The sequence below is a fragment of the Streptomyces sp. NPDC059454 genome, assembly GCF_042749965.1.
Classification (GTDB): domain Bacteria; phylum Actinomycetota; class Actinomycetes; order Streptomycetales; family Streptomycetaceae; genus Streptomyces.
This window is the reverse complement of the sequence record NZ_JBHYVC010000013.1, coordinates 132595-150492: the sequence shown is the minus strand read 5'-3', so window position 1 is coordinate 150492 and position 17898 is coordinate 132595. Positions and strand designations below refer to the sequence as shown.

14 protein-coding genes are annotated in these 17898 nt (G+C 72.8%); 7 read left to right on the top strand and 7 right to left on the bottom strand.

What is annotated here, in order from left to right:
* The first annotated feature begins 141 nt into the window (after positions 1-141).
* Both ACFXAE_RS12700 and rbsD read left to right on the top strand, forming a co-directional pair.
* Complete coding sequence (locus tag ACFXAE_RS12700) at positions 142-1113, top strand: ribokinase (RefSeq protein WP_384712303.1); 972 nt, start codon at positions 142-144, stop codon at positions 1111-1113.
* Positions 1110-1499 carry a D-ribose pyranase gene (gene rbsD / locus ACFXAE_RS12695; protein ID WP_384712300.1) on the top strand — a complete coding sequence of 130 codons (390 nt, stop codon included), beginning with the start codon at positions 1110-1112 and terminating at the stop codon, positions 1497-1499. Before ACFXAE_RS12700 ends, rbsD begins: the two co-directional genes overlap by 4 nt.
* Before the next feature lie 412 nt (positions 1500-1911).
* Here rbsD and ACFXAE_RS12690 read toward each other — a convergent pair whose 3' ends face one another.
* Genes ACFXAE_RS12690 through ACFXAE_RS12680 form a run of 3 tightly spaced genes read right to left on the bottom strand, consistent with a single transcriptional unit; the run spans position 1912 to position 5041 of the window.
* Positions 1912-2742 (bottom strand): sugar phosphate isomerase/epimerase family protein, encoded by an 831-nt coding sequence (locus tag ACFXAE_RS12690; RefSeq protein WP_384712297.1) that lies wholly within the window; start codon positions 2740-2742, stop codon positions 1912-1914.
* Positions 2739-3893, bottom strand: a complete 1155-nt coding sequence (locus ACFXAE_RS12685; protein ID WP_384712294.1) for a dihydrodipicolinate synthase family protein — start codon at positions 3891-3893, stop codon at positions 2739-2741. The genes ACFXAE_RS12690 and ACFXAE_RS12685 overlap by 4 nt, the downstream gene beginning before the upstream one ends.
* Positions 3890-5041 carry a Gfo/Idh/MocA family protein gene (locus ACFXAE_RS12680; RefSeq protein ID WP_384712291.1) on the bottom strand — a complete coding sequence of 384 codons (1152 nt, stop codon included), beginning with the start codon at positions 5039-5041 and terminating at the stop codon, positions 3890-3892. Before ACFXAE_RS12680 ends, ACFXAE_RS12685 begins: the two co-directional genes overlap by 4 nt.
* Before the next feature lie 252 nt (positions 5042-5293).
* Between ACFXAE_RS12680 and ACFXAE_RS12675 the strand changes: the two genes are divergently transcribed.
* Both ACFXAE_RS12675 and ACFXAE_RS12670 read left to right on the top strand, forming a co-directional pair.
* Positions 5294-6340 (top strand): LacI family DNA-binding transcriptional regulator, encoded by a 1047-nt coding sequence (locus tag ACFXAE_RS12675; RefSeq protein WP_384712288.1) that lies wholly within the window; start codon positions 5294-5296, stop codon positions 6338-6340.
* A 262-nt stretch (positions 6341-6602) separates the two neighbouring features.
* Complete coding sequence (locus tag ACFXAE_RS12670; RefSeq protein WP_384712285.1) at positions 6603-7403, top strand: sugar phosphate isomerase/epimerase family protein; 801 nt, start codon at positions 6603-6605, stop codon at positions 7401-7403.
* Between the two features lie 81 nt (positions 7404-7484).
* Here ACFXAE_RS12670 and ACFXAE_RS12665 read toward each other — a convergent pair whose 3' ends face one another.
* Positions 7485-7838, bottom strand: coding sequence for a hypothetical protein (locus tag ACFXAE_RS12665; protein WP_384712282.1), 354 nt, complete (start codon positions 7836-7838; stop codon positions 7485-7487).
* A 338-nt stretch (positions 7839-8176) separates the two neighbouring features.
* Here ACFXAE_RS12665 and ACFXAE_RS12660 point away from each other — a divergent pair, with 338 nt between their 5' ends.
* The 3 genes from ACFXAE_RS12660 to ACFXAE_RS12650 all read left to right on the top strand — a co-directional run bounded on the left by ACFXAE_RS12660 (position 8177) and on the right by ACFXAE_RS12650 (position 12089).
* Positions 8177-9094 (top strand): LysR family transcriptional regulator, encoded by a 918-nt coding sequence (locus tag ACFXAE_RS12660; RefSeq protein ID WP_384712279.1) that lies wholly within the window; start codon positions 8177-8179, stop codon positions 9092-9094.
* A gap of 352 nt (positions 9095-9446) precedes the next feature.
* Positions 9447-11291, top strand: a complete 1845-nt coding sequence (locus ACFXAE_RS12655) for a glycoside hydrolase family 3 protein (RefSeq protein WP_384712276.1) — start codon at positions 9447-9449, stop codon at positions 11289-11291.
* Between the two features lie 153 nt (positions 11292-11444).
* Positions 11445-12089: a hypothetical protein gene (locus ACFXAE_RS12650; protein ID WP_384712273.1), complete on the top strand. Its 645-nt coding sequence runs from the start codon at positions 11445-11447 to the stop codon at positions 12087-12089.
* 13 nt (positions 12090-12102) lie between these two features.
* On the opposite strand, the gene ACFXAE_RS12645 is transcribed toward ACFXAE_RS12650, so the two are convergent.
* The 3 genes from ACFXAE_RS12645 to ACFXAE_RS12635 all read right to left on the bottom strand — a co-directional run bounded on the left by ACFXAE_RS12645 (position 12103) and on the right by ACFXAE_RS12635 (position 17838).
* Positions 12103-13536, bottom strand: a complete 1434-nt coding sequence (locus ACFXAE_RS12645; RefSeq protein ID WP_384712270.1) for a S28 family serine protease — start codon at positions 13534-13536, stop codon at positions 12103-12105.
* A gap of 96 nt (positions 13537-13632) precedes the next feature.
* Positions 13633-14019 carry a hypothetical protein gene (locus ACFXAE_RS12640; protein WP_384712267.1) on the bottom strand — a complete coding sequence of 129 codons (387 nt, stop codon included), beginning with the start codon at positions 14017-14019 and terminating at the stop codon, positions 13633-13635.
* 111 nt (positions 14020-14130) lie between these two features.
* On the bottom strand, positions 14131-17838 hold the full coding sequence (locus ACFXAE_RS12635) for an ABC transporter ATP-binding protein (RefSeq protein WP_384712264.1): 3708 nt from the start codon (positions 17836-17838) through the stop codon (positions 14131-14133).
* Between the last annotated feature and the right edge of the window lie 60 nt (positions 17839-17898).

Sequence of the window (17898 nt, the reverse complement as noted above, 5' to 3'; positions counted from 1 at the left end):
CCACACTGGTGCGGGTTATGGGGGACACAAAGGACACGGGGGCGGGATGGGCGGCCTCACCCCGGCCGGCTGGCCACTGGGGCTGGGGGGGGGGGGGACACGCCCCCCCCCCGCCCCCACACTCGGATCGGGGAGCGATTCATGTACGACTACGACCTCCTGGTCGTGGGATCGGCCAACGCCGACCTGGTGATCGGGGTCGAGCGCCGGCCCGGTGCCGGGGAGACGGTGCTCGGCTCCGACCTGGCCGTCCACCCGGGCGGCAAGGGCGCGAACCAGGCGGTCGCGGCCGCCCGGCTCGGCGCCCGTACGGCCCTGCTGGCGCGGGTCGGCGACGACGGGCACGGACGGCTGCTGCTGGACTCGCAGCGGGCGGCCGGGGTGGACACGGTGGGCGTGCTGGTGGGCGGGGCGCCCACCGGGGTCGCGCTGATCACGGTGGACCCGTCGGGGGACAACAGCATCGTCGTCTCCCCGGGCGCCAACGGCCGGCTGACGCCGGCGGACGTGCGGGCGGCCGGGAGCCTGTTCCACGCCTCCCGGGTGGTCTCCGCGCAGCTGGAGATCCCGCTGGAGACGGTGGTGGAGGTGGTGCGGAACCTGGTGCCGGGCAGCCGGTTCGTGCTGAACCCGTCCCCGCCGCGCCCGCTTCCGGCGGACGTGCTGGCCGCCTGCGACCCGCTGATCGTCAACGAGCACGAGGCGAAGGTGATCCTGGGCGACGCCGCCGGGGTGAGCGACGAGCCCGCGGACTGGGCCCGTCTGCTGCTGGCGAAGGGACCGCGGTCGGTGGTGGTGACGCTGGGCGGCGAGGGCGCGCTGGTGGCCTCCTCGGAGGGCGTCCACCGTGTCGCGTCCGTCGAGGTGCGCGCCGTGGACACCACCGGTGCGGGTGACGCGTTCACCGCCGCGCTGGCCTGTCGTCTTGGCGCGGGCGAGCCGCTCGCCGAGGCCGCGGCGTACGCGGCCCGGGTGGGGGCCGCGACGGTCACCAAGGAGGGCGCGCAGGTGTCCTTCCCGACGGCGGCGGAGGTCGCGGCGCTGTGCTGTGCCGGCCCCGGCCGGGGGCCGGACGGCGCGTCCGGCGTGGCCCCGGAAGGCGGCACCCGGTGAAGAAGCACGGAATCCTGAACCGGCACCTCTCCGGCGCGCTGGCCGCACTCGGGCACGGCGACGGGGTGCTGGTGTGCGACGCCGGGATGCCGATTCCCGAGGGGCCGCGCGTGGTGGACCTGGCGTTTCGCGCGGGGGTGCCGTCGTTCGCGGAGGTGCTGGAGGGACTGCTGGAGGAGTTGGTCGTCGAGGGCGCCACGGCCGCGTCCGAGGTGCGGGAGGCCAATCCGGCGGCGGCCGAACTGCTGGCGGACCGCTTCCCCGGCCTCGGCCTGGTCCCGCACGAGCGGCTCAAGGAGCTGAGCGCCGGCGCGCGGCTCGTCGTCCGCACCGGCGAGGCACGGCCGTACGCGAACGTGCTGCTGCGGTGCGGGGTGTTCTTCTAGAAGCGTCCGGTGCGGGGCGCGTACGACTTCGAGGGGGCCCGGTCCGTCGACCGGGCCCCCTCGTCCCTCCCCGTCAGAACCCCTCAAGTCCCCCCCGGGTCCCCTCCCGGAAGTCCTGACGCCGAGTACGACCCACGGGGTGCGGGGAGGGTTGCACGGTCTCCCCGGAATTTTTCCGGTCCCGGTTCCCCACGGTGTCCTCCATGCCGGTGCGCGTGCGCAGTGGGGGCTGTGCACAGCGGGGAGCAGGGAGGAAGCGGCGTGCGGTGCCGGCGGACGTCGGCGTCCGGTGCCGGCGGACGTCGGCGCCCTGTCGTCCCGCACGGCGTGCGCCCCGCGCGGGACGACAGGGCGCGGGAGGACCTCTCCCCGGAGCTTCTCCCGTGCCCCACGCCTCAGCGCGCGGCGGACCTCATCCCGTGTGCTCCACGAACCGTGCCGCCGTCTCGGCGAGGACCTCGCGGCCGTCGCGGGCCCAGAGTTCGTCGTTGAACAGTTCGACCTCGATGGGGCCGGTGTAGCCGGCCGCCTCCACGTAGCCCTTCCACTCCCGCATGTCGACCGCGCCGTCGCCGATCTGGCCGCGGCCGTTGAGGACGCCCTCGGGCAGCGGGGTGGTCCAGTCGGCGAGCTGGAAGGTGTGGATGCGGTCCTGGGCGCCCGCGCGGGCGATCTGCGCGGGCGCCTGGTCGTCCCACCAGATGTGGTACGTGTCGACCGTGACGCCGACCTGCCGGGCGGGGAAGCGTTCGGCGAGGTCGAGGGCCTGGGCGAGGGTGGAGACCACGCACCGGTCGGAGGCGAACATGGGGTGCAGCGGCTCGATCGCCAGTCTCACCCCGTGCTCCTCGGCGTAGGGGCCGAGTTCGGCGAGCGCGTCCGCGATGCGCTCCCGGGCGCCGCGCAGGTCCCTGGAACCGGCCGGCAGACCGCCCGAGACCAGGACCAGGGTGTCGGTGCCGAGCGTGGCCGCCTCGTCGACCGCCCGCCGGTTGTCGGCCAGCGCCGCCGCCCGCTCGCCGGGGCCGGTCGCGGTGAGGAAGCCGCCCCGGCACAGCGTCGTCACCGCCAGGCCCGCGTCGCGGACCAGTTTCGCGGCCGCCTCGACGCCGTACGCCTGGACCGGTTCGCGCCACAGGCCCACGCCCGGTACGCCCAGCTCCCGGCAGGCGTCGACGAGGTCCGGCAGCGACAGCTGCTTGACCGTCATCTGGTTGATGCTGAAACGCGCGAGGTCGGTCACGGGGTCACTCCGTACAGGTTGAGCAGGGTCCTCATGCGTTCCTCGGCGAGCCCCGGGTCGGGGAACAGGCCGAGGCCGTCGGCGAGTTCGTAGGCGCGGGCGAAGTGCGGCAGGGAACGCGCCGACTGCAGGCCGCCGACCATCGTGAAGTGGGACTGGTGGCCCGCCAGCCAGGCCAGGAAGACCACGCCCGTCTTGTAGAAGCGGGTGGGCGCCCGGAAGAGGTGGCGGGAGAGTTCGACGGTGGGGTCGAGGAGGGCGCGGAAGCCCTCCGTGTTCCCCGTGTCGAGGACGCGGACCGCCTGCGCCGCGAGCGGGCCGAGCGGGTCGAAGATGCCGAGCAGGGCGTGGCTGAAGCCCTGCTCGTCGCCGGCGATCAGCTCGGGGTAGTTGAAGTCGTCGCCGGTGTAGCACCGTACGCCCTTCGGGAGGCGGCGGCGCAGGTCGATCTCGCGCTGGGCGTCGAGGAGGGAGACCTTGATGCCGTCGACCTTGTCGGGGTGGGCGGCGATGACCTCAAGGAAGGTGTCGGTGGCCGCGTCGAGGTCCTCCGATCCCCAGTAGCCCTCGAGGGCCGGGTCGAACATCGGGCCCAGCCAGTGCAGGACCACCGGCTCGGCGGCCTGGCGGAGCAGGTGGCCGTAGACCTCCAGGTAGTCCTCGGGGCCCTGCGCCGTCGCGGCCAGCGCGCGGGACGCCATCAGGATGGCCTGCGCGCCCGACTCCTCGACGACCGCGAGCTGTTCCTCGTACGCCGCCCGGACCTCGGCGAGGGTGGCGGTGGCGGTGAGCTGGTCGGTGCCGACGCCGCAGGCGATGCGGCCGCCGACGGCCTCGGCCTCGGCGGCGGAGCGGCGGATCAGCTCGGCCGCGCCCGCCCAGTCCAGGCCCATGCCGCGCTGGGCGGTGTCCATCGCCTCGGCGACGCCCAGGCCGTGCGACCACAGGTGGCGGCGGAAGGCGAGGGTGGCCTCCCAGTCGACGGCCGCCGGCGAGTCGGGTGACACGTCCGCGTACGGGTCGGCGACCACGTGCGCGGCCGAGAAGACCGTACGGGAGGTGAAAGCGCTTCCAGGGGTGACGGCGAGGGGCTCGGTGCGGGGCTCGTAGGCCCGCAGGGTGCCGTTCGCGCCGGGGAGGTGGAGGGTCACAGCGCGATCTCCGGCACGTCGAGGCGGCGGCCCTCGGCCGAGGACCTCAGACCCAGCTCGGCGAGCTGGACGCCGCGGGCGCCGGCCAGCAGGTCCCAGTGGTAGGGGGCGTCGGCGTAGACGTGGCGCAGGAACAGCTCCCACTGGGCCTTGAAGCCGTTGTCGAACTCGCCGTTGTCCGGGATCTCCTGCCACTGGTCGCGGAAGACCTCGGTGGCGGGGATGTCCGGGTTCCAGACCGGCTTGGGGGTGGCGGAGCGGTGCTGGACGCGGCAGCCCCGCAGTCCGGCGACGGCGGAGCCCTCGGTGCCGTCGACCTGGAACTCGACCAGTTCGTCGCGGTTGACGCGGACCGCCCAGGAGGAGTTGATCTGGGCGACGGCGCCGCCCTCCAGTTCGAAGACGCCGTAGGCGGCGTCGTCGGCGGTGGCGTCGTAGGGCTTGCCGTTCTCGTCCCAGCGCTGCGGGATGTGGGTGGCGGTGAGGGCCTGGACGGACTTCACCCGGCCGAACAGCTCGTGCAGCACGTACTCCCAGTGCGGGAACATGTCGACGACGATGCCGCCGCCGTCCTCGCTGCGGTAGTTCCAGGACGGGCGCTGCGCGTCCTGCCAGTCGCCCTCGAAGACCCAGTAGCCGAACTCGCCGCGCACGGAGAGGATCCGGCCGAAGAAGCCGCCGTCGATGAGGCGCTTCAGCTTGAGCAGGCCGGGGAGGAACAGCTTGTCCTGGACGACGCCGTGCTTGATGCCGGCCGCGTTCGCCAGGCGGGCGAGTTCCAGGGCGCCGTCGAGGCCGGTGGCGGTGGGCTTCTCGGTGTAGACGTGCTTGCCCGCGGCGATCGCCTTCCTGATCGCCTCCTCGCGGGCCGAGGTGACCTGCGCGTCGAAGTAGATGTCGACGCTCTCGTCGGCGAGGACCGCGTCCACGTCCGTCGAGACGTGCTCCAGTCCGTGCCGCTCCGCCAGCGCCTTCAGCGCGTGCTCGCGGCGGCCGACCAGGACCGGCTCCGGCCACAGCACGGTGCCGTCACCGAGGTCGAGGCCGCCCTGCTCGCGCAGGGCCAGGATGGAGCGGACGAGGTGCTGGCGGTAGCCCATGCGCCCGGTCACACCGTTCATGGCGATACGCACCGTCTTGCGTGTCACGTCATTCCCTTCGTACGCGGTTCGCGCGCCGCGTACGCCCTACTGGTGAGCGTGACAGCAAGCGCTTTCTATGTACGTAGAAGCTAGCCTCTGGACAGTGGTGTGGACAAGACCACGGTGAACCCGAGTTGTTCGAGGGGGCGAACAGCCGCGCGGATGGCCGTAGGGTCTGCTCGGAACCACGGGTGTGGGCGTGGGTGTGTACGACGGCGTACAGGCGTACGGCGGGACGCGCGAGGCGGAGGACGAGACATGACGGTGACCCTGGCGGACGTGGCGGCTCGCGCACAGGTCTCCCCCGCGACGGTGTCGCGCGTGCTCAACGGGAACTATCCCGTGGCCGCGACCACCCGTGAACGGGTGCTGAAGGCCGTGGACGAGCTGGACTACGTCCTCAACGGCCCCGCGAGCGCCCTGGCCGCCGCCACCTCCGACCTGGTGGGCATCCTGGTGAACGACATCGCCGACCCGTTCTTCGGGATCATGGCGAGCGCGATCCAGGCGGAGATCGGCGGTCCGGGCGGACGCGCGGGCGGGGAGAGACTCGCGGTCGTGTGCAACACGGGCGGCTCGCCCGAGCGTGAACTGACCTATCTCACACTGCTCCAGCGGCAGCGGGCGGCGGCGGTGGTGCTGACCGGCGGCGCGATCGAGGACGCGCCGCACAAGGCGGCCATGGACGCGAAGCTGCGGAAACTGGCGGACGCCGGGACCCGGGTGGTGCTGTGCGGCCGGCCGCCGGCACCGGAGACCGGGGCGATCGCGCTGACCTTCGACAACCGGGGCGGCGGGCAGGAACTCACCGAGCACCTCATCGGCCTGGGGCACCGGCGGCTGGGATACATCGCGGGCCCCCAGGAACGCACCACCACCCGTCACCGGCTCGAGGGACACCGGGACGCGCTGGCCGTGCACGGCATCGAGGAGGACCCCCGGTGGACCGTGCACGGCCGGTACGACCGGCGGTCCGGGTACGAGGCGACGCTCGAACTCCTGCGCCGTGACCCGTCGTTGACGGCCGTCGTCGCCGCGAACGACTCCGTCGCGCTGGGGGCGTGCGCGGCGCTGCGGGACTCGGGGCTGCGGATTCCGGACGATGTGTCGGTGGCCGGGTTCGACGACCTGCCGTTCAGCATCGACGCGGTGCCGGCGCTGACGACGGTGCGGTTGCCGCTGACGGAGGCGGGGGCCCGGGCGGGGCGGTTCGCGATGGGGCGGGAGGAGGAGCCGCCCGGCGGGATCGCCTCGGTGCGGGGGGAGTTGATGGTGCGGGGGTCCACCGCGGGGCCGCGGGGCTGATCGGACCGGGGTCCCGGGGCCGCACCGTCGGTACGGGTTGTGGGAGGACGGTCGCGCCCACGCGGCGGAGTCGCACATCGATACCGGCACGCGCCCCTGAAAGGTGCGTTGTCGGGTGCGGGTCGTGGGGGCTTTTCACGCGGTTTCCCGCGCCCCTGGGGGTGGCCGTGCCGGAGTTTCGGAGGTGCCGATGAGTTGCGGATCGCGACACCGAAGTGACGAGAGGGAGTGACACCGGGGGGCGCGGGTAGGGTCCGATGACATGAAGCTGGCGTTCTCCACCCTCGGCGTCCCCGGGCTGCCGATCACCGACGTACTGGCCCTCGCGACCGCGCACGGCTACCACGGCGTCGAACTGCGCGCCCACCCCGAGGAACCCGTCCATCCGGGTCTCACTCCCGCACAACGGGCCGACACGGCCGCCGGATTCAAGGCGGCCGGCGTCGAGATCCTGGGGCTCGCCGGGTACGCCCGGGTCGCCGCGCCGGGTGAGGACGGACCCGTCCTCACCGAGATCCGCGCCCTCCTCGACCTCGCCCGGGACCTCGGCGCCCCCTTCGTCCGGGTCTTCCCCGGCGGCGGCACCGGGCAGAGCCCCGAGGAGGCGGACGCGACGGCCGCCCGCCGGCTGGGCACGGCCGCCGAGTACGCCGCCGACCTCGGCGTCCGCATCCTGCTGGAGACCCACGACTCACACCGCACCGGCGCCGACGCGATCAGGATCCTCGGCCTCGTCGGCCACCGCCAGGTGGGCGCGCTGTGGGACGTGATGCACACCTGGCTCGGCGGCGAACAGCCCGCCGAGAGCTACGCGGCCCTCTCCCCCCACCTCGGCTACGTCCAGGTCAAGGACATCGCCTCCGCCGACGACACGACCCCGCTCCCGCTCGGTGCGGGAGTCCTCCCGCTGGCGGAGTGCGTGGAAGTCCTCTCCCGCCACGCCTGGGACGGCTGGCTGTGCTGGGAGTACGAGAAGCACTGGTACGCCGGCGCGGCGGCGTTGCCGGCGCTGCTGTCGCCCGGGCGGGAGCATCTGGCGCAGCTGCTGAACGAGTCGGCCTGACGGCGGGGAAACCGGCTCGTCGCCGCCCTGCATGGCGTCGGGCCGACCCTCCGGGGCCGGCCCGACGACCACCGGTCGCGCCTACAGAACCTGGAAGCCGTACACGAAGTAGGTGTCAGCGCCTGTGAAGGGGGCCGAGGTGTAGGGCTCGAGGACGTTCACCTTCCAGCCCAGGCCCGTGCTCCAGAAGACGACCACTTCGTTGGCGCCGGAGAAGAGGGAGGTGACGCCGTACTGATCGACCTGGACAGGGCCGGGGTTCTCCCAGCACCTGGCGTGCTCCGCGCCGTTCTCCACGTACGTCAGCTTGACGAGGCTGTCGTCGGTGCCGCAGTTGATCTCGTCGGTGGCGGCAGCAGGTGCTGCCGGTAGCACGGCGGTCAGGGCGGCGGCTGTCAGGGCACTTATCGCTAATCTCTTGTACCGGCTCTTCATCCGTTTCGGTTCCCTTCAACGGGGTTCGGGGTGCGGATGTCGACTACATACTCAGTGACCGGCAAGCAAGTATTCAAGTGTTCAACGATATTTGGCGCAGCCTGATCGCCGGAGAACTCCCGCTTCGAGGGGTCCGCTACCGTCGCGTCCGGCAGCAGGGGCGTCGGCAGTGGGCCGTGGTTCCGGTCCCCCCGGCCGCCGCCGCACCGTCACCGACGCCGGCGCCACCCCGCCCGCCACACTTCAGCACCAGCGATGATTCCCGCATGATTGGATGAAGCATCGCTAACCGGTAGCACCGCCGACCGGCAGCACCGCCGACCGATCGGGGAGCCGTCATGCTCGACCTCCAGCGGCTGCGCGCCCTGCACGCCGTCTCCGTCCACGGCACCGTCGGCGCCGCCGCCGTGGCGCTCGGGTACACCTCGTCCGCCGTGTCCCAGCAGATCGCCAAGCTGGAGCGGGAGACCCGGACGGTGCTGCTGGAGCGGGAGGGCCGGGGTGTACGGCTGACCGACGAGGCGCATCAACTGGTGCGTGCCGCCCGGGAGCTGATCGCCATCGTGGAGCGGGCGGAGACGGAGCTGGAGGAGCGGCGCGGGGTGCCGGCCGGGCGGCTGACCATCGCCGCGTTCGCGTCGGCGGCGCGCGGGCTGCTGCCGCCCGTGCTGGCCGGCCTGGCGCGCCGGCACCCCGCGCTCGACACCCGGCTCACCGAGATCGACCCTCATCTCTCGGTGGACCTGGTCGCCAAGGGAGCGGTCGATCTCGTCGTCGCACACGACTGGGACATCGCTCCGCTGCCGGCGCCGGCGGGCGTGGAGCAGGCGGTCATCGGGGACGACCTGTGCGATCTGCTGGTGCCCGAGGGGCATCGGTTCGCGGGGCGTACGGCGGTACGGCGGGAGGAACTGGGCGGCGAGCGGTGGATCTGCCAGCCGCCGGGGCGGGTCTGCCACGAGTGGCTGGTGCGCACCCTGCGCGCGGCCGGGCACGAGCCGGAGATCGTCCACCAGGCCGACGAGAACCCGACCCTGGTCGCCCTGGTCGCGGCCGGGCTCGGCATCGCGCTGATCCCCCGGCTGGGGCGCGGCCCGCTGCCCGCCGGGGTGGTGGAGGTGCCGCTCGACCCCATGCCCGTACGGCGGTTGTACGCGCTGTGGCGCACCGGGGCGGCCCGCCGCCCGGCGATCGCGGAGACCGTCCGCGCGCTGGGCGAGCACTGGCCCGAGGTGTCGGCCCACACGCCCCACTGACCCCACCCGGCCCCCCGGTCCCGACTTCGGGAAATACCGCCCGGGCGGGGAACCCGCCCCCACCTCCGTCCGTCCCATGTGCAGGCTGCCGGATGAGTCTCCGTGGTGCGGTGTCGGCCCTCGCTGCTGGCTGCGATCGCTGACCAACCCTCTCCGCCGTGCCGCGGCCGGCAGCACGCCGTCATCGGCGCGCCCCCTCCCATTGCGCCGATGACGGCCCCTCCCCGGTTGCTGCGCGCTCCCTTGACCGGCAGAAACTTCCCGGATATTGGTGACCTCCCGGCAGTTTCCTTCAAGGATGCCCTTCAGTGGATCCCCGGCTCTCCGGGGATCACCTTCCAAAGGAGCGCACGTGCCCGACAGCAGCACCGGAAGCACGGGAAGCACCGCACGTCCGTCCAGACGCGCCGTCCTCGCCGCGACGGCGGGCGTCACCTCCGCCCTCGCGGCCGGCGGCACCGTCCACGCGGCCGGCGGCCCGTCCGCACACGACGACAGGAGGCTGCGCGCCCTCATCTCCCGTATGACGCTTCAGGAGAAGGTCGGCCAGCTGTTCGTGATGCGGGTCTACGGCCACTCCGCCACCGACCCGGACCAGGCCGACATCGACGCCAACCTGAAGGAGATCGGTGTCCGCACGGCCGCCGAACTGCTCGCCCGGTACCGGGTCGGCGGCATCATCTACTTCGCCTGGGCGCACAACACCCGCGACCCGCACCAGATCGCGGACCTTTCCAACGGCATCCAGAAGGCGTCCCTCGGGCTGGAGCGCGGGCTGCCCGTGCTCATCTCCACCGACCAGGAGCACGGCATCGTGGCCCGCGTGGGCGAGCCCGCCACCCTGTTCCCCGGCGCGATGGCCGTCGGAGCGGGCGGCTCCCGCTCCGACGCCCGGACCCTCGGCCGGATCGCGGGCCGCGAACTGCGCGCCCTGGGCATCCGCCAGAACTACTCCCCGGTGGCCGACGTCAACGTCGACCCGGCCAACCCCGTCATCGGTGTCCGTTCCTTCGGTTCCGACCCGGAGGCGGTCGCGGGTCTCGTCGCGGCGGAGGTCGAGGGCTACGAGTCGTCCCGCGTCGCCTCGACGGCCAAGCACTTCCCGGGACACGGCGACACGATCACCGACAGCCACGCCGAGCTGCCGTACATCCACCACACCCGCGAGGAGTGGGGGCGGCTGGACGCGCCGCCGTTCCGGGCCGCGATCGACGCGGGCATCGACTCCATCATGACCGCGCACATCGTCGTCCCGGCGCTCGACGCCGCCGAGGACCCGGCCACGCTCTCCCGTCCCATCCTCACCGGCATCCTGCGCGGGGAACTCGGCTACGACGGGGTCGTGGTGACCGACTCCCTCGGCATGGAGGGCGTCCGCACGAAGTACGGCGACGACCGGGTGCCGGTGCTGGCACTGCAGGCGGGCGTGGACCAGCTGCTCAACCCGCCCTCCCTGGACGTCGCCTGGAACGCGGTCCTGAACGCCGTGCGCGACGGCGAGCTGGCCGAGTCCCGGCTCGACGAGTCGGTCCTGCGGGTGCTGCGGCTGAAGGCGGGACTGGGCCTGTTCGAGGACCCGTACGTCTCGCACGCCGGAGTCGACCGCACCGTCGGCACCCGTGCGCACCTGGCCGCCGCCGACCGGATCGCCGAGCGCACCACCACCCTGCTGGTCAACGAGGGCGGCCTGCTGCCGCTGTCCCGGCGCCGGCAGCCGAAGCTGCTGGTCGTCGGCGCCGACCCCGCCTCCCCGTCCGGTACGACGGGGCCGCCGACCGGGGTGCTCGCGGACGCCCTGACCGGGCTGGGCTTCACCGCCACCGCCCTGTCCACCGGCACGGCACCGTCCGCCGCCACCATCGCCAAGGCGGTCGCGGCGGCCCGGGACGCGGACGCGGTGGTCGTCGGGACGTACAACATCGGCGCGACCAGCGGTCAGAAGACGCTGGTCGAGCAGCTGTCGGCGACCGGGAAGCCGGTGGTCGCGGTCGCGATCCGCAACCCCTACGACGTGGCCCACCTGCCCGGCGTGGCGGCGTGTCTGGCGACGTACTCCTGGACCGACGTCGAACTGCGGGCGGCGGCACGGGTGATCGCGGGCAAGGTGGACCCGCGCGGGACGCTGCCGGTGCCGGTGCAGCGGGCGGACGACCCCGCGGCGGTGCTGTACCCCGTCGGGCACGGGCTGACCTACTAGCCGCCGCACACGGCGCCGCCCCTCCCCCGTCGGACGTAGCGCCCGTACGTCACACACCCGACGCACTGCACCCGAAGTGCGCAAAACACCCCACATGTCTGGCGTGATCCGGCGGGCCGGGTCACGCTGGACGGGGTGTCCGGGGGGATGACGATGCACGTGAGAAGTGGGTGGGGCACGCGCGCCGTGCTCGCGGCGGCGGTCGCGGTGCTGCTCACCGGCTGCCGGAGCGCGCCGGGCGGCGGCGCCGGGGAGGACGGCCGACCGGGCGGGCCGCGCACGGCGGCGACGGCGGCGGCCCGGCCGTCCGGGTACGGAGCGGTGTTCCTCGCGGTCGACGAGTGCAGTTCCTTCGGACGGGCCAGCTTCACCGAGGTGTCCTGCGGGAGCGAACGGGCGGCGGCCCGGGTCGTCGCGCGCCACGACGGGACCGTGCGCGACGGGCCGCGCTGCCCGGCCACCACGGACTTCGTGCTGCACATCAGCGAGCAGCGCCCCTCTTCCGACGAGGACGGTGACGGAGCGGTGCCGCGCGGCTACGCCTGTATGCGCCACCTCCAGCCGCCGCACCCCGGGGACCCGGGCGGCGGGGGCGGGCCGCGCACCATCGTCGGCGACTGCGTCTACGACCTGGGCGACGGCAAGGTCCGCGAGACGGCGTGCGACGGCAGCGGCGAGCGGGAACCGGGGTTCGAGGTGACGAAGGCCGTGGACGACCGGTCCAAGTGCCCAAAGTCCACGGCCCTCTACGTCCGGCTCGGCGGGACCGCACCGGTGGGCTGCGCCCGCCCGGTGTAGTCCCGCGCGGGCCTTACGGCCGCAGCGTCCGCTGCCGCTCGACGTCCCGCTTGTCCAGCTTCGCGTCGAACTTCGCCAGCGGCTTCGCCGCCGCCGGGTTCTCCCGCACCTTGGCCGGGGTGACGTCCGCCCAGTCGAGGATGCGGGCCGTGGCCAGCGCCTTCTCCTCGGCGACCAGGCCGGCCACGTTCGCGCCGTGGTTCATGCCGGGCGCGGTGAACACGTACGCGTCACGCGCCCCGTGCCCGACGCGGAACGGCTCGGCGCCCCACGGGTCGTTCTCGCCGTACACGAACAGCATGTGCGTGGCGTTGTGGCGGACCCAGGAGTCGACGTCCCGCATGGCCCACGGCTCGAAGTCCATGTCGATCGAGCGGGGCACGAAGTTGCGCGGCGGCTGGTAGCCGTAGCGGATGTACTTCTTCTCGATGTGCGGGAAGTGGATGGTCGGCGCGCCCAGCTGCGTACCGGCCTGGTAGTAGTACGGCGTGTACGGGCTCAGGCCCTGGTCCGTGTAGAACGAGAACCCGGAGATCGTGTCGATCGAGGTCCAGATCTCGTCGTCGGTGGCGTTCTTCGCGTCCGCCGGGATCTGCTCGCAGTCGGCGAGGGTGCTGTACTGCCAGAAGCCCCACACGTAGTCGAGGACGACCGCCTCGTACGCCCGGTCCAGGCTGCCGATGGTGTCGAAGGTGTAGCCGTTCTCGGCGGCGGCCGCCTCGTACTTCTTCTTCAGCGGCGCCCGGCGCACCAGCGCCTCGCGCTGCACTCCGTTCAGCCGGTCGCGGCACTCCTGGGTGCCGACGGTGCGGAAGAAGCGGTCGTAGGCCGAGTCCTCCCTGTTCACCACGTCGTTGGGGGCGACGTAGGCGACCACGCCGTCCATGTCGCGCGGGTAGAAGCGCTCGTAGTAGGTGGCGGTCATGCCGCCCTTGGAGCCGCCGGTGGAGATCCAGTTCTCCGCGTAGATCTTCTTCAGCGCCTTGAAGATGCGGTGCTGGTCGCTGGCGGCCTGCCAGATGTCCAGCTTCGACCAGTCGGCCGGCTCGGGCCGGGACGGGGTGAAGAAGCGGTACTCCATGGAGACCTGGTTGCCGTCCACGATCTGGGTCGGCTCGGCGCGGCGCGGCGTCGTGGAGACGCTGTAGCCGCCCGTGTAGAAGACGGTCGGCCGCGCGGTGTCCTTGTGCAGCACGGTGATCCGCTGCTGGAACGTGCCCTCGGAGGGCCTGCGGTGGTCGACCGGCTGGGTGTAGTTGAGGACGAAGAAGCGGTACCCGGTGTACGGCTTCTCCTCCACCAGGCTCATGCCCGGTACGGAGAGCAGTCTCTCCTTGATGTCAGTGGTGCCGGTGGCCTCCGGCTCGGCGGCGGTGGCCGCCCCGGCCGTACTCATGGTGCCTATGAGCACCGTGAGCGCCAGCAGCCATCTGAGCGCCTTGCGCATGCGCACTCCCCTGTGAGAAAGACGTGCGCCGGAAGCTACTGGACCAACTCCCCCCAGCACCAGGGGACATAGGGATAACCCTCTGTCGGCGCCGGGTCAGCACAGGATCCAGCCGGAGCTGACGGACCCGCCGCCGACCCTGCCCTTCACCCACACGCAGCGGCGGCCGGCGTGCACGGTCACCGGTCCGGCGTGGTGCTTGAAGTTGCCCTCGTCGACGACCGGGCGGCCACCGCGCGCCCGCACGCTCACCGACATCTTCCGTCTGGTACCGGGGTTCTTGGCGAGGGTGACGGCACAGACGTAGCCACCCCGCTTGTAGACGACCACCGAGCCGGTGGAGAACGGCAGTGTGCGCACCTTGCGCCCGGCACAGTACGAGGCGGCGTGCGCGTCGGCCGGTGCGGCGACGGCGAGCAGTCCCGAGGCGGTCAGCACCGCAAGGACCGGCGCGAGTCGCCGGCGTATCGCTCCACTGCCCACAGTCGTCCCTCCCCGTACCGGGCCTGCCGCGCCAGGCGGCGTATGCGTGTACGGACGCCTGACGTATGCCGGATGGTTGCGCGCGCACGCGTCGCAGGAGCGGGGCCGCCCTCACGCCGGTGTCGGCACGTCCTCCCCGACGAACGTCCGCCACAGCCGGGCGTACGTGCCGCCGAGCCGGAGCAGTTCCTCGTGCGTGCCGTCCTCCACGACCCGGCCGTGGTCCATCACGACCACCCGGTCGGCGCGGGCGGCGGTGGTCAGCCGGTGCGCGACGACGAGGGTCGTACGGCGGCCGGACAGGCGGTCCGTGGCCTGGTTGACCTGCGCCTCGGTCGCCAGGTCCAGCGCGGCCGTCGCCTCGTCGAGCAGCAGCACGTCCGGGTCGACCAGTTCGGCACGCGCCAGCGCGATCAGCTGGCGCTGTCCGGCGGACAGGTTGCGGCCCCGCTCGGCGACCTCGTGGAGGTAGCCGCCGTCCAGCGTGGCGATCGTCTCGTGCGCGCCGACCGCGCGGGCCGCCGCCTCCACCTCGGCGTCGGTGGCGTCCGGGCGGCCATAGGCGATGGCGTCGCGGACGGTGCCCGGGAAGAGGTACGCCTCCTGCGGTACGACCCCGAGCCGGTGCCGGTACGCGGTGATGTCCAGGTCCTTCAGGTCCGTGCCGTCGACGGTCACCCGCCCGCCCGTCGGGTCGTAGAACCGGGCGACCAGCTTGACCAGCGTGGACTTCCCGGCGCCGGTCTCGCCGACGAAGGCGACGGTCTGCCCGGCGGGGATGGTGAGGTCGATGCCGCCGAGGGCCTCCTCGCCGTCCCCGTACGCGAAGTGGACGTCCTCGAAGGCGATCTCGCCGCGCAGGGACGGCACGTCGAGCGGCTTGGCGGCGGCGCCCGTGGAGGCCGGCTCCCGCAGCAGTTCCTGGATGCGGCCCAGCGAGACGGACGCCTGCTGGTAGCCGTCGAAGACCTGGGAGAGCTGCTGCACGGGCGCGAAGAACAGGTCGATGTAGAGCAGGTACGCCACCAGCGACCCGATCGCCAGCGTCCCGTCGTCCACCCGGCCGCCGCCCACGACCAGCACCGCCACGGCCGCGACCGAGGACAGCAGCTGCACGAACGGGAAGTACACCGAGATCAGCCACTGGCCCCGGACACGGGCGTTGCGGTAGTCGGCGCTGTGCTCGGCGAACCGGCGTCCGCCGTCCCGCTCGCGGCGGAACGCCTGCACGATCCGCAGCCCCGCCACCGACTCCTGCAGGTCGGCGTTGACCGCCGACACCCGCTCACGCGCCAGCTCGTACGCCTTCACGCTGGCCCGGCGGAAGAAGTACGTGCCGACGATCAGCGGGGGCAGGGTGGCGAAGACGACGAGGGCGAGCCCGACGTCGAGGACCAGCAGGGCCACCATGATGCCGAAGAAGGTGACCACCGAGACGAACGCCGTGACCAGACCCGTCTGCAGGAACGTCGACAGCGCGTCGACGTCCGTCGTCATCCGCGTCATGATCCGGCCGGTCAGCTCGCGCTCGTAGTAGTCGAGGCCGAGCCGCTGGAGCTGGGCGAAGATCTTCAGCCGCAGCGCGTACAGGACGCGTTCGCCGGTGCGTCCGGTCATCCGGGTCTCGCCGATCTGCGCCGCCCACTGGACGGCCACGGTGAGCAGGCCCAGCAGGGCGGCCGCCCAGACCGCGCCGAGGGCGGTCTGCGTCACGCCCTGGTCGATGCCGTGCCGGATCAGCACCGGCAGCAGCAGGCCCATGCCGGCGTCCACGGCGACGAGGCCGAGGCTGATGAGGAGGGGGGTGCGGAAGCCGCGCAGGAGGCGGCGCAGGCCGTAGGAGTCCTCCGGCCGGACGGCCCGGTCCTCGTCGATGTCGGGGACGTCGTCCGCCGGGGGCAGCGCCTCGACCTGGGCGAGGAGTTCCGGGGTGGCCGGGGCGCCGGCCAGGGCGGTGTCCTTGGGCTCGCGGTCGCCGATCCACAGCCGGGGGGTGACCCCGCGCTCGGCGTCGAACTCGGCGTCCAGCTCCGCGCGGACCGAGGTGTCCTCCTCCCGCGGTCCGGCGGGCGGGGTGTGGCCCGGGGAGACGGCGCCGAGCTCGTCGGGGTCGGTGAGCAGCCTGCGGTAGAGGGCCGAGCGCCGCTGGAGTTCGTCGTGAGTGCCGATGTCGGCGAGTCGGCCGCCGTCGAGGACGGCGATGCGGTCGGCGAGGTTGAGGGTGGAGCGGCGGTGGGCGATCAGCAGGGTCGTCCGGCCTCGCATGACGCCCTTGAGCGCCTCGTGGATCTCGTGCTCGACGCGGGCGTCCACGGCGGAGGTCGCGTCGTCCAGGACCAGCAGGCGCGGGTCGGTGAGGATCGCGCGGGCCAGGGCGACGCGCTGGCGCTGGCCGCCGGAGAGGGTCAGGCCGTGCTCGCCGACGGTGGTGTCGTAGCCGTCGGGCAGCTCGTCGATGAACCGGTCGGCCCGGGCCGCGCGGGCGGCGGCGGTGATCTGTTCGTCGGTGGCGTCCGGGCGGCCGTACGCGATGTTGGCGCGCACGGTGTCGGAGAAGAGGAAGGAGTCCTCGGGGACCAGTCCGATCGCGGCGCGCAGGGACTCGGTGGTCAGCTCGCGCACGTCGTGGCCGCCGACGAGTACGGCGCCGTGGGTGACGTCGTAGAAGCGCGGCAGGAGCAGGGAGACGGTGGACTTGCCGGAGCCGGATGCGCCGACGACGGCGAGGGTCTCACCGGGGCGGATCTCGAAGGAGAGGCCGTCCAGGACCGGCCGGCCGGGGTCGTAGCCGAAGGAGACGTCGTCGAACTCGACGGTCGCCGGGGCGTCGGCGGGCAGGTCCTTGGTGCCGTCGCTCAGGGACGGCTCGGTGTCGATCAGTTCCAGGACGCGTTCGGTGCCGGCCCGGGCCTGCTGGCCGACGGTGAGGACCATCGCGAGCATCCGGACCGGTCCGACGAGCTGGGCGAGGTAGGTGGAGAAGGCGACGAACGTGCCCAGCGTGATGTTCCCGCGCACGGCGAGCCAGCCGCCGAGCGCCAGCATCGCCACCTGGCCGAGGGCGGGGACGGCCTGGAGGGCCGGGGTGTACCGGGAGTTCAGCCGGACGGTGCGCAGCCGCCCCGCGAACAGCCGCCGTCCGACCTCGCGCAGCTTGCCGGTCTCCTGCTCCTCCTGTCCGAACCCCTTCACCACGCGGACGCCGCTGACCGCGCCGTCGACCACTCCGGCCACGGCTCCCGCCTGCGCCTGCGCGTACCAGGTGGAGGGGTGCAGCCGAGTGCGGCTGCGCTTGGCGATCCACCACAGGGCGGGGGCGACGGCGAGGGCGACGGCGGTGAGCGGCAGCGACAGCCACGCCATGATCACGAGGGAGATCAGGAACAGCAGGAGGTTGCCGATGGTCATCGGCAGCATGAAGAGCAGGCTCTGGATCAGCTGGAGGTCGCTGGTGGCGCGTCCGACGACCTGTCCGGTGGACAGGTCGTCCTGGCGTCTGCCGTCGAGCCGGGTGATCGTGTCGTACATCTCGGTCCGCAGGTCGTGCTGGACGTCGAGGGCGAGCCGGCCGCCGTAGTAGCGCCGGATGTAGGTGAGGACGTAGACGACGAGCGCGGCCCCGACGAGCAGACCGGCCCAGGTGGTCATGTCCTTGGTCCTGTCGCCGATCACGTCGTCGATGATCACCTTGGTGATCAGCGGGACCAGCGCCATCACGGCCATGCCGCCGAGGGAGGAGCCGAGCGCGAGCACGACGTCCTTGGGATGACGCCACGCGTATGCGGCCAGTCGCCGTGCCCATCCCCGTTGCGGTGTCACGCGGGTGCCCTCCGATCGTCCTGATCTACCGGAAGGCACCAACGCGGCCGGCGGCGGATT

Bases quoted from the DNA above. Each gene is read 5' to 3' on its own strand.
- ACFXAE_RS12645 (WP_384712270.1), bottom strand. From the start codon at position 13,536: ATGCGCAAGGCGCTCAGATGGCTGCTGGCGCTCACGGTGCTCATAGGC.
- ACFXAE_RS12670 (WP_384712285.1), top strand. From the start codon at position 6,603: ATGAAGCTGGCGTTCTCCACCCTCGGCGTCCCCGGGCTGCCGATCACC.
- ACFXAE_RS12665 (WP_384712282.1), bottom strand. From the start codon at position 7,838: ATGAAGAGCCGGTACAAGAGATTAGCGATAAGTGCCCTGACAGCCGCC.
- ACFXAE_RS12650 (WP_384712273.1), top strand. From the start codon at position 11,445: ATGCACGTGAGAAGTGGGTGGGGCACGCGCGCCGTGCTCGCGGCGGCG.
- ACFXAE_RS12700 (WP_384712303.1), top strand. From the start codon at position 142: ATGTACGACTACGACCTCCTGGTCGTGGGATCGGCCAACGCCGACCTG.
- ACFXAE_RS12660 (WP_384712279.1), top strand. From the start codon at position 8,177: ATGCTCGACCTCCAGCGGCTGCGCGCCCTGCACGCCGTCTCCGTCCAC.
- ACFXAE_RS12675 (WP_384712288.1), top strand. From the start codon at position 5,294: ATGACGGTGACCCTGGCGGACGTGGCGGCTCGCGCACAGGTCTCCCCC.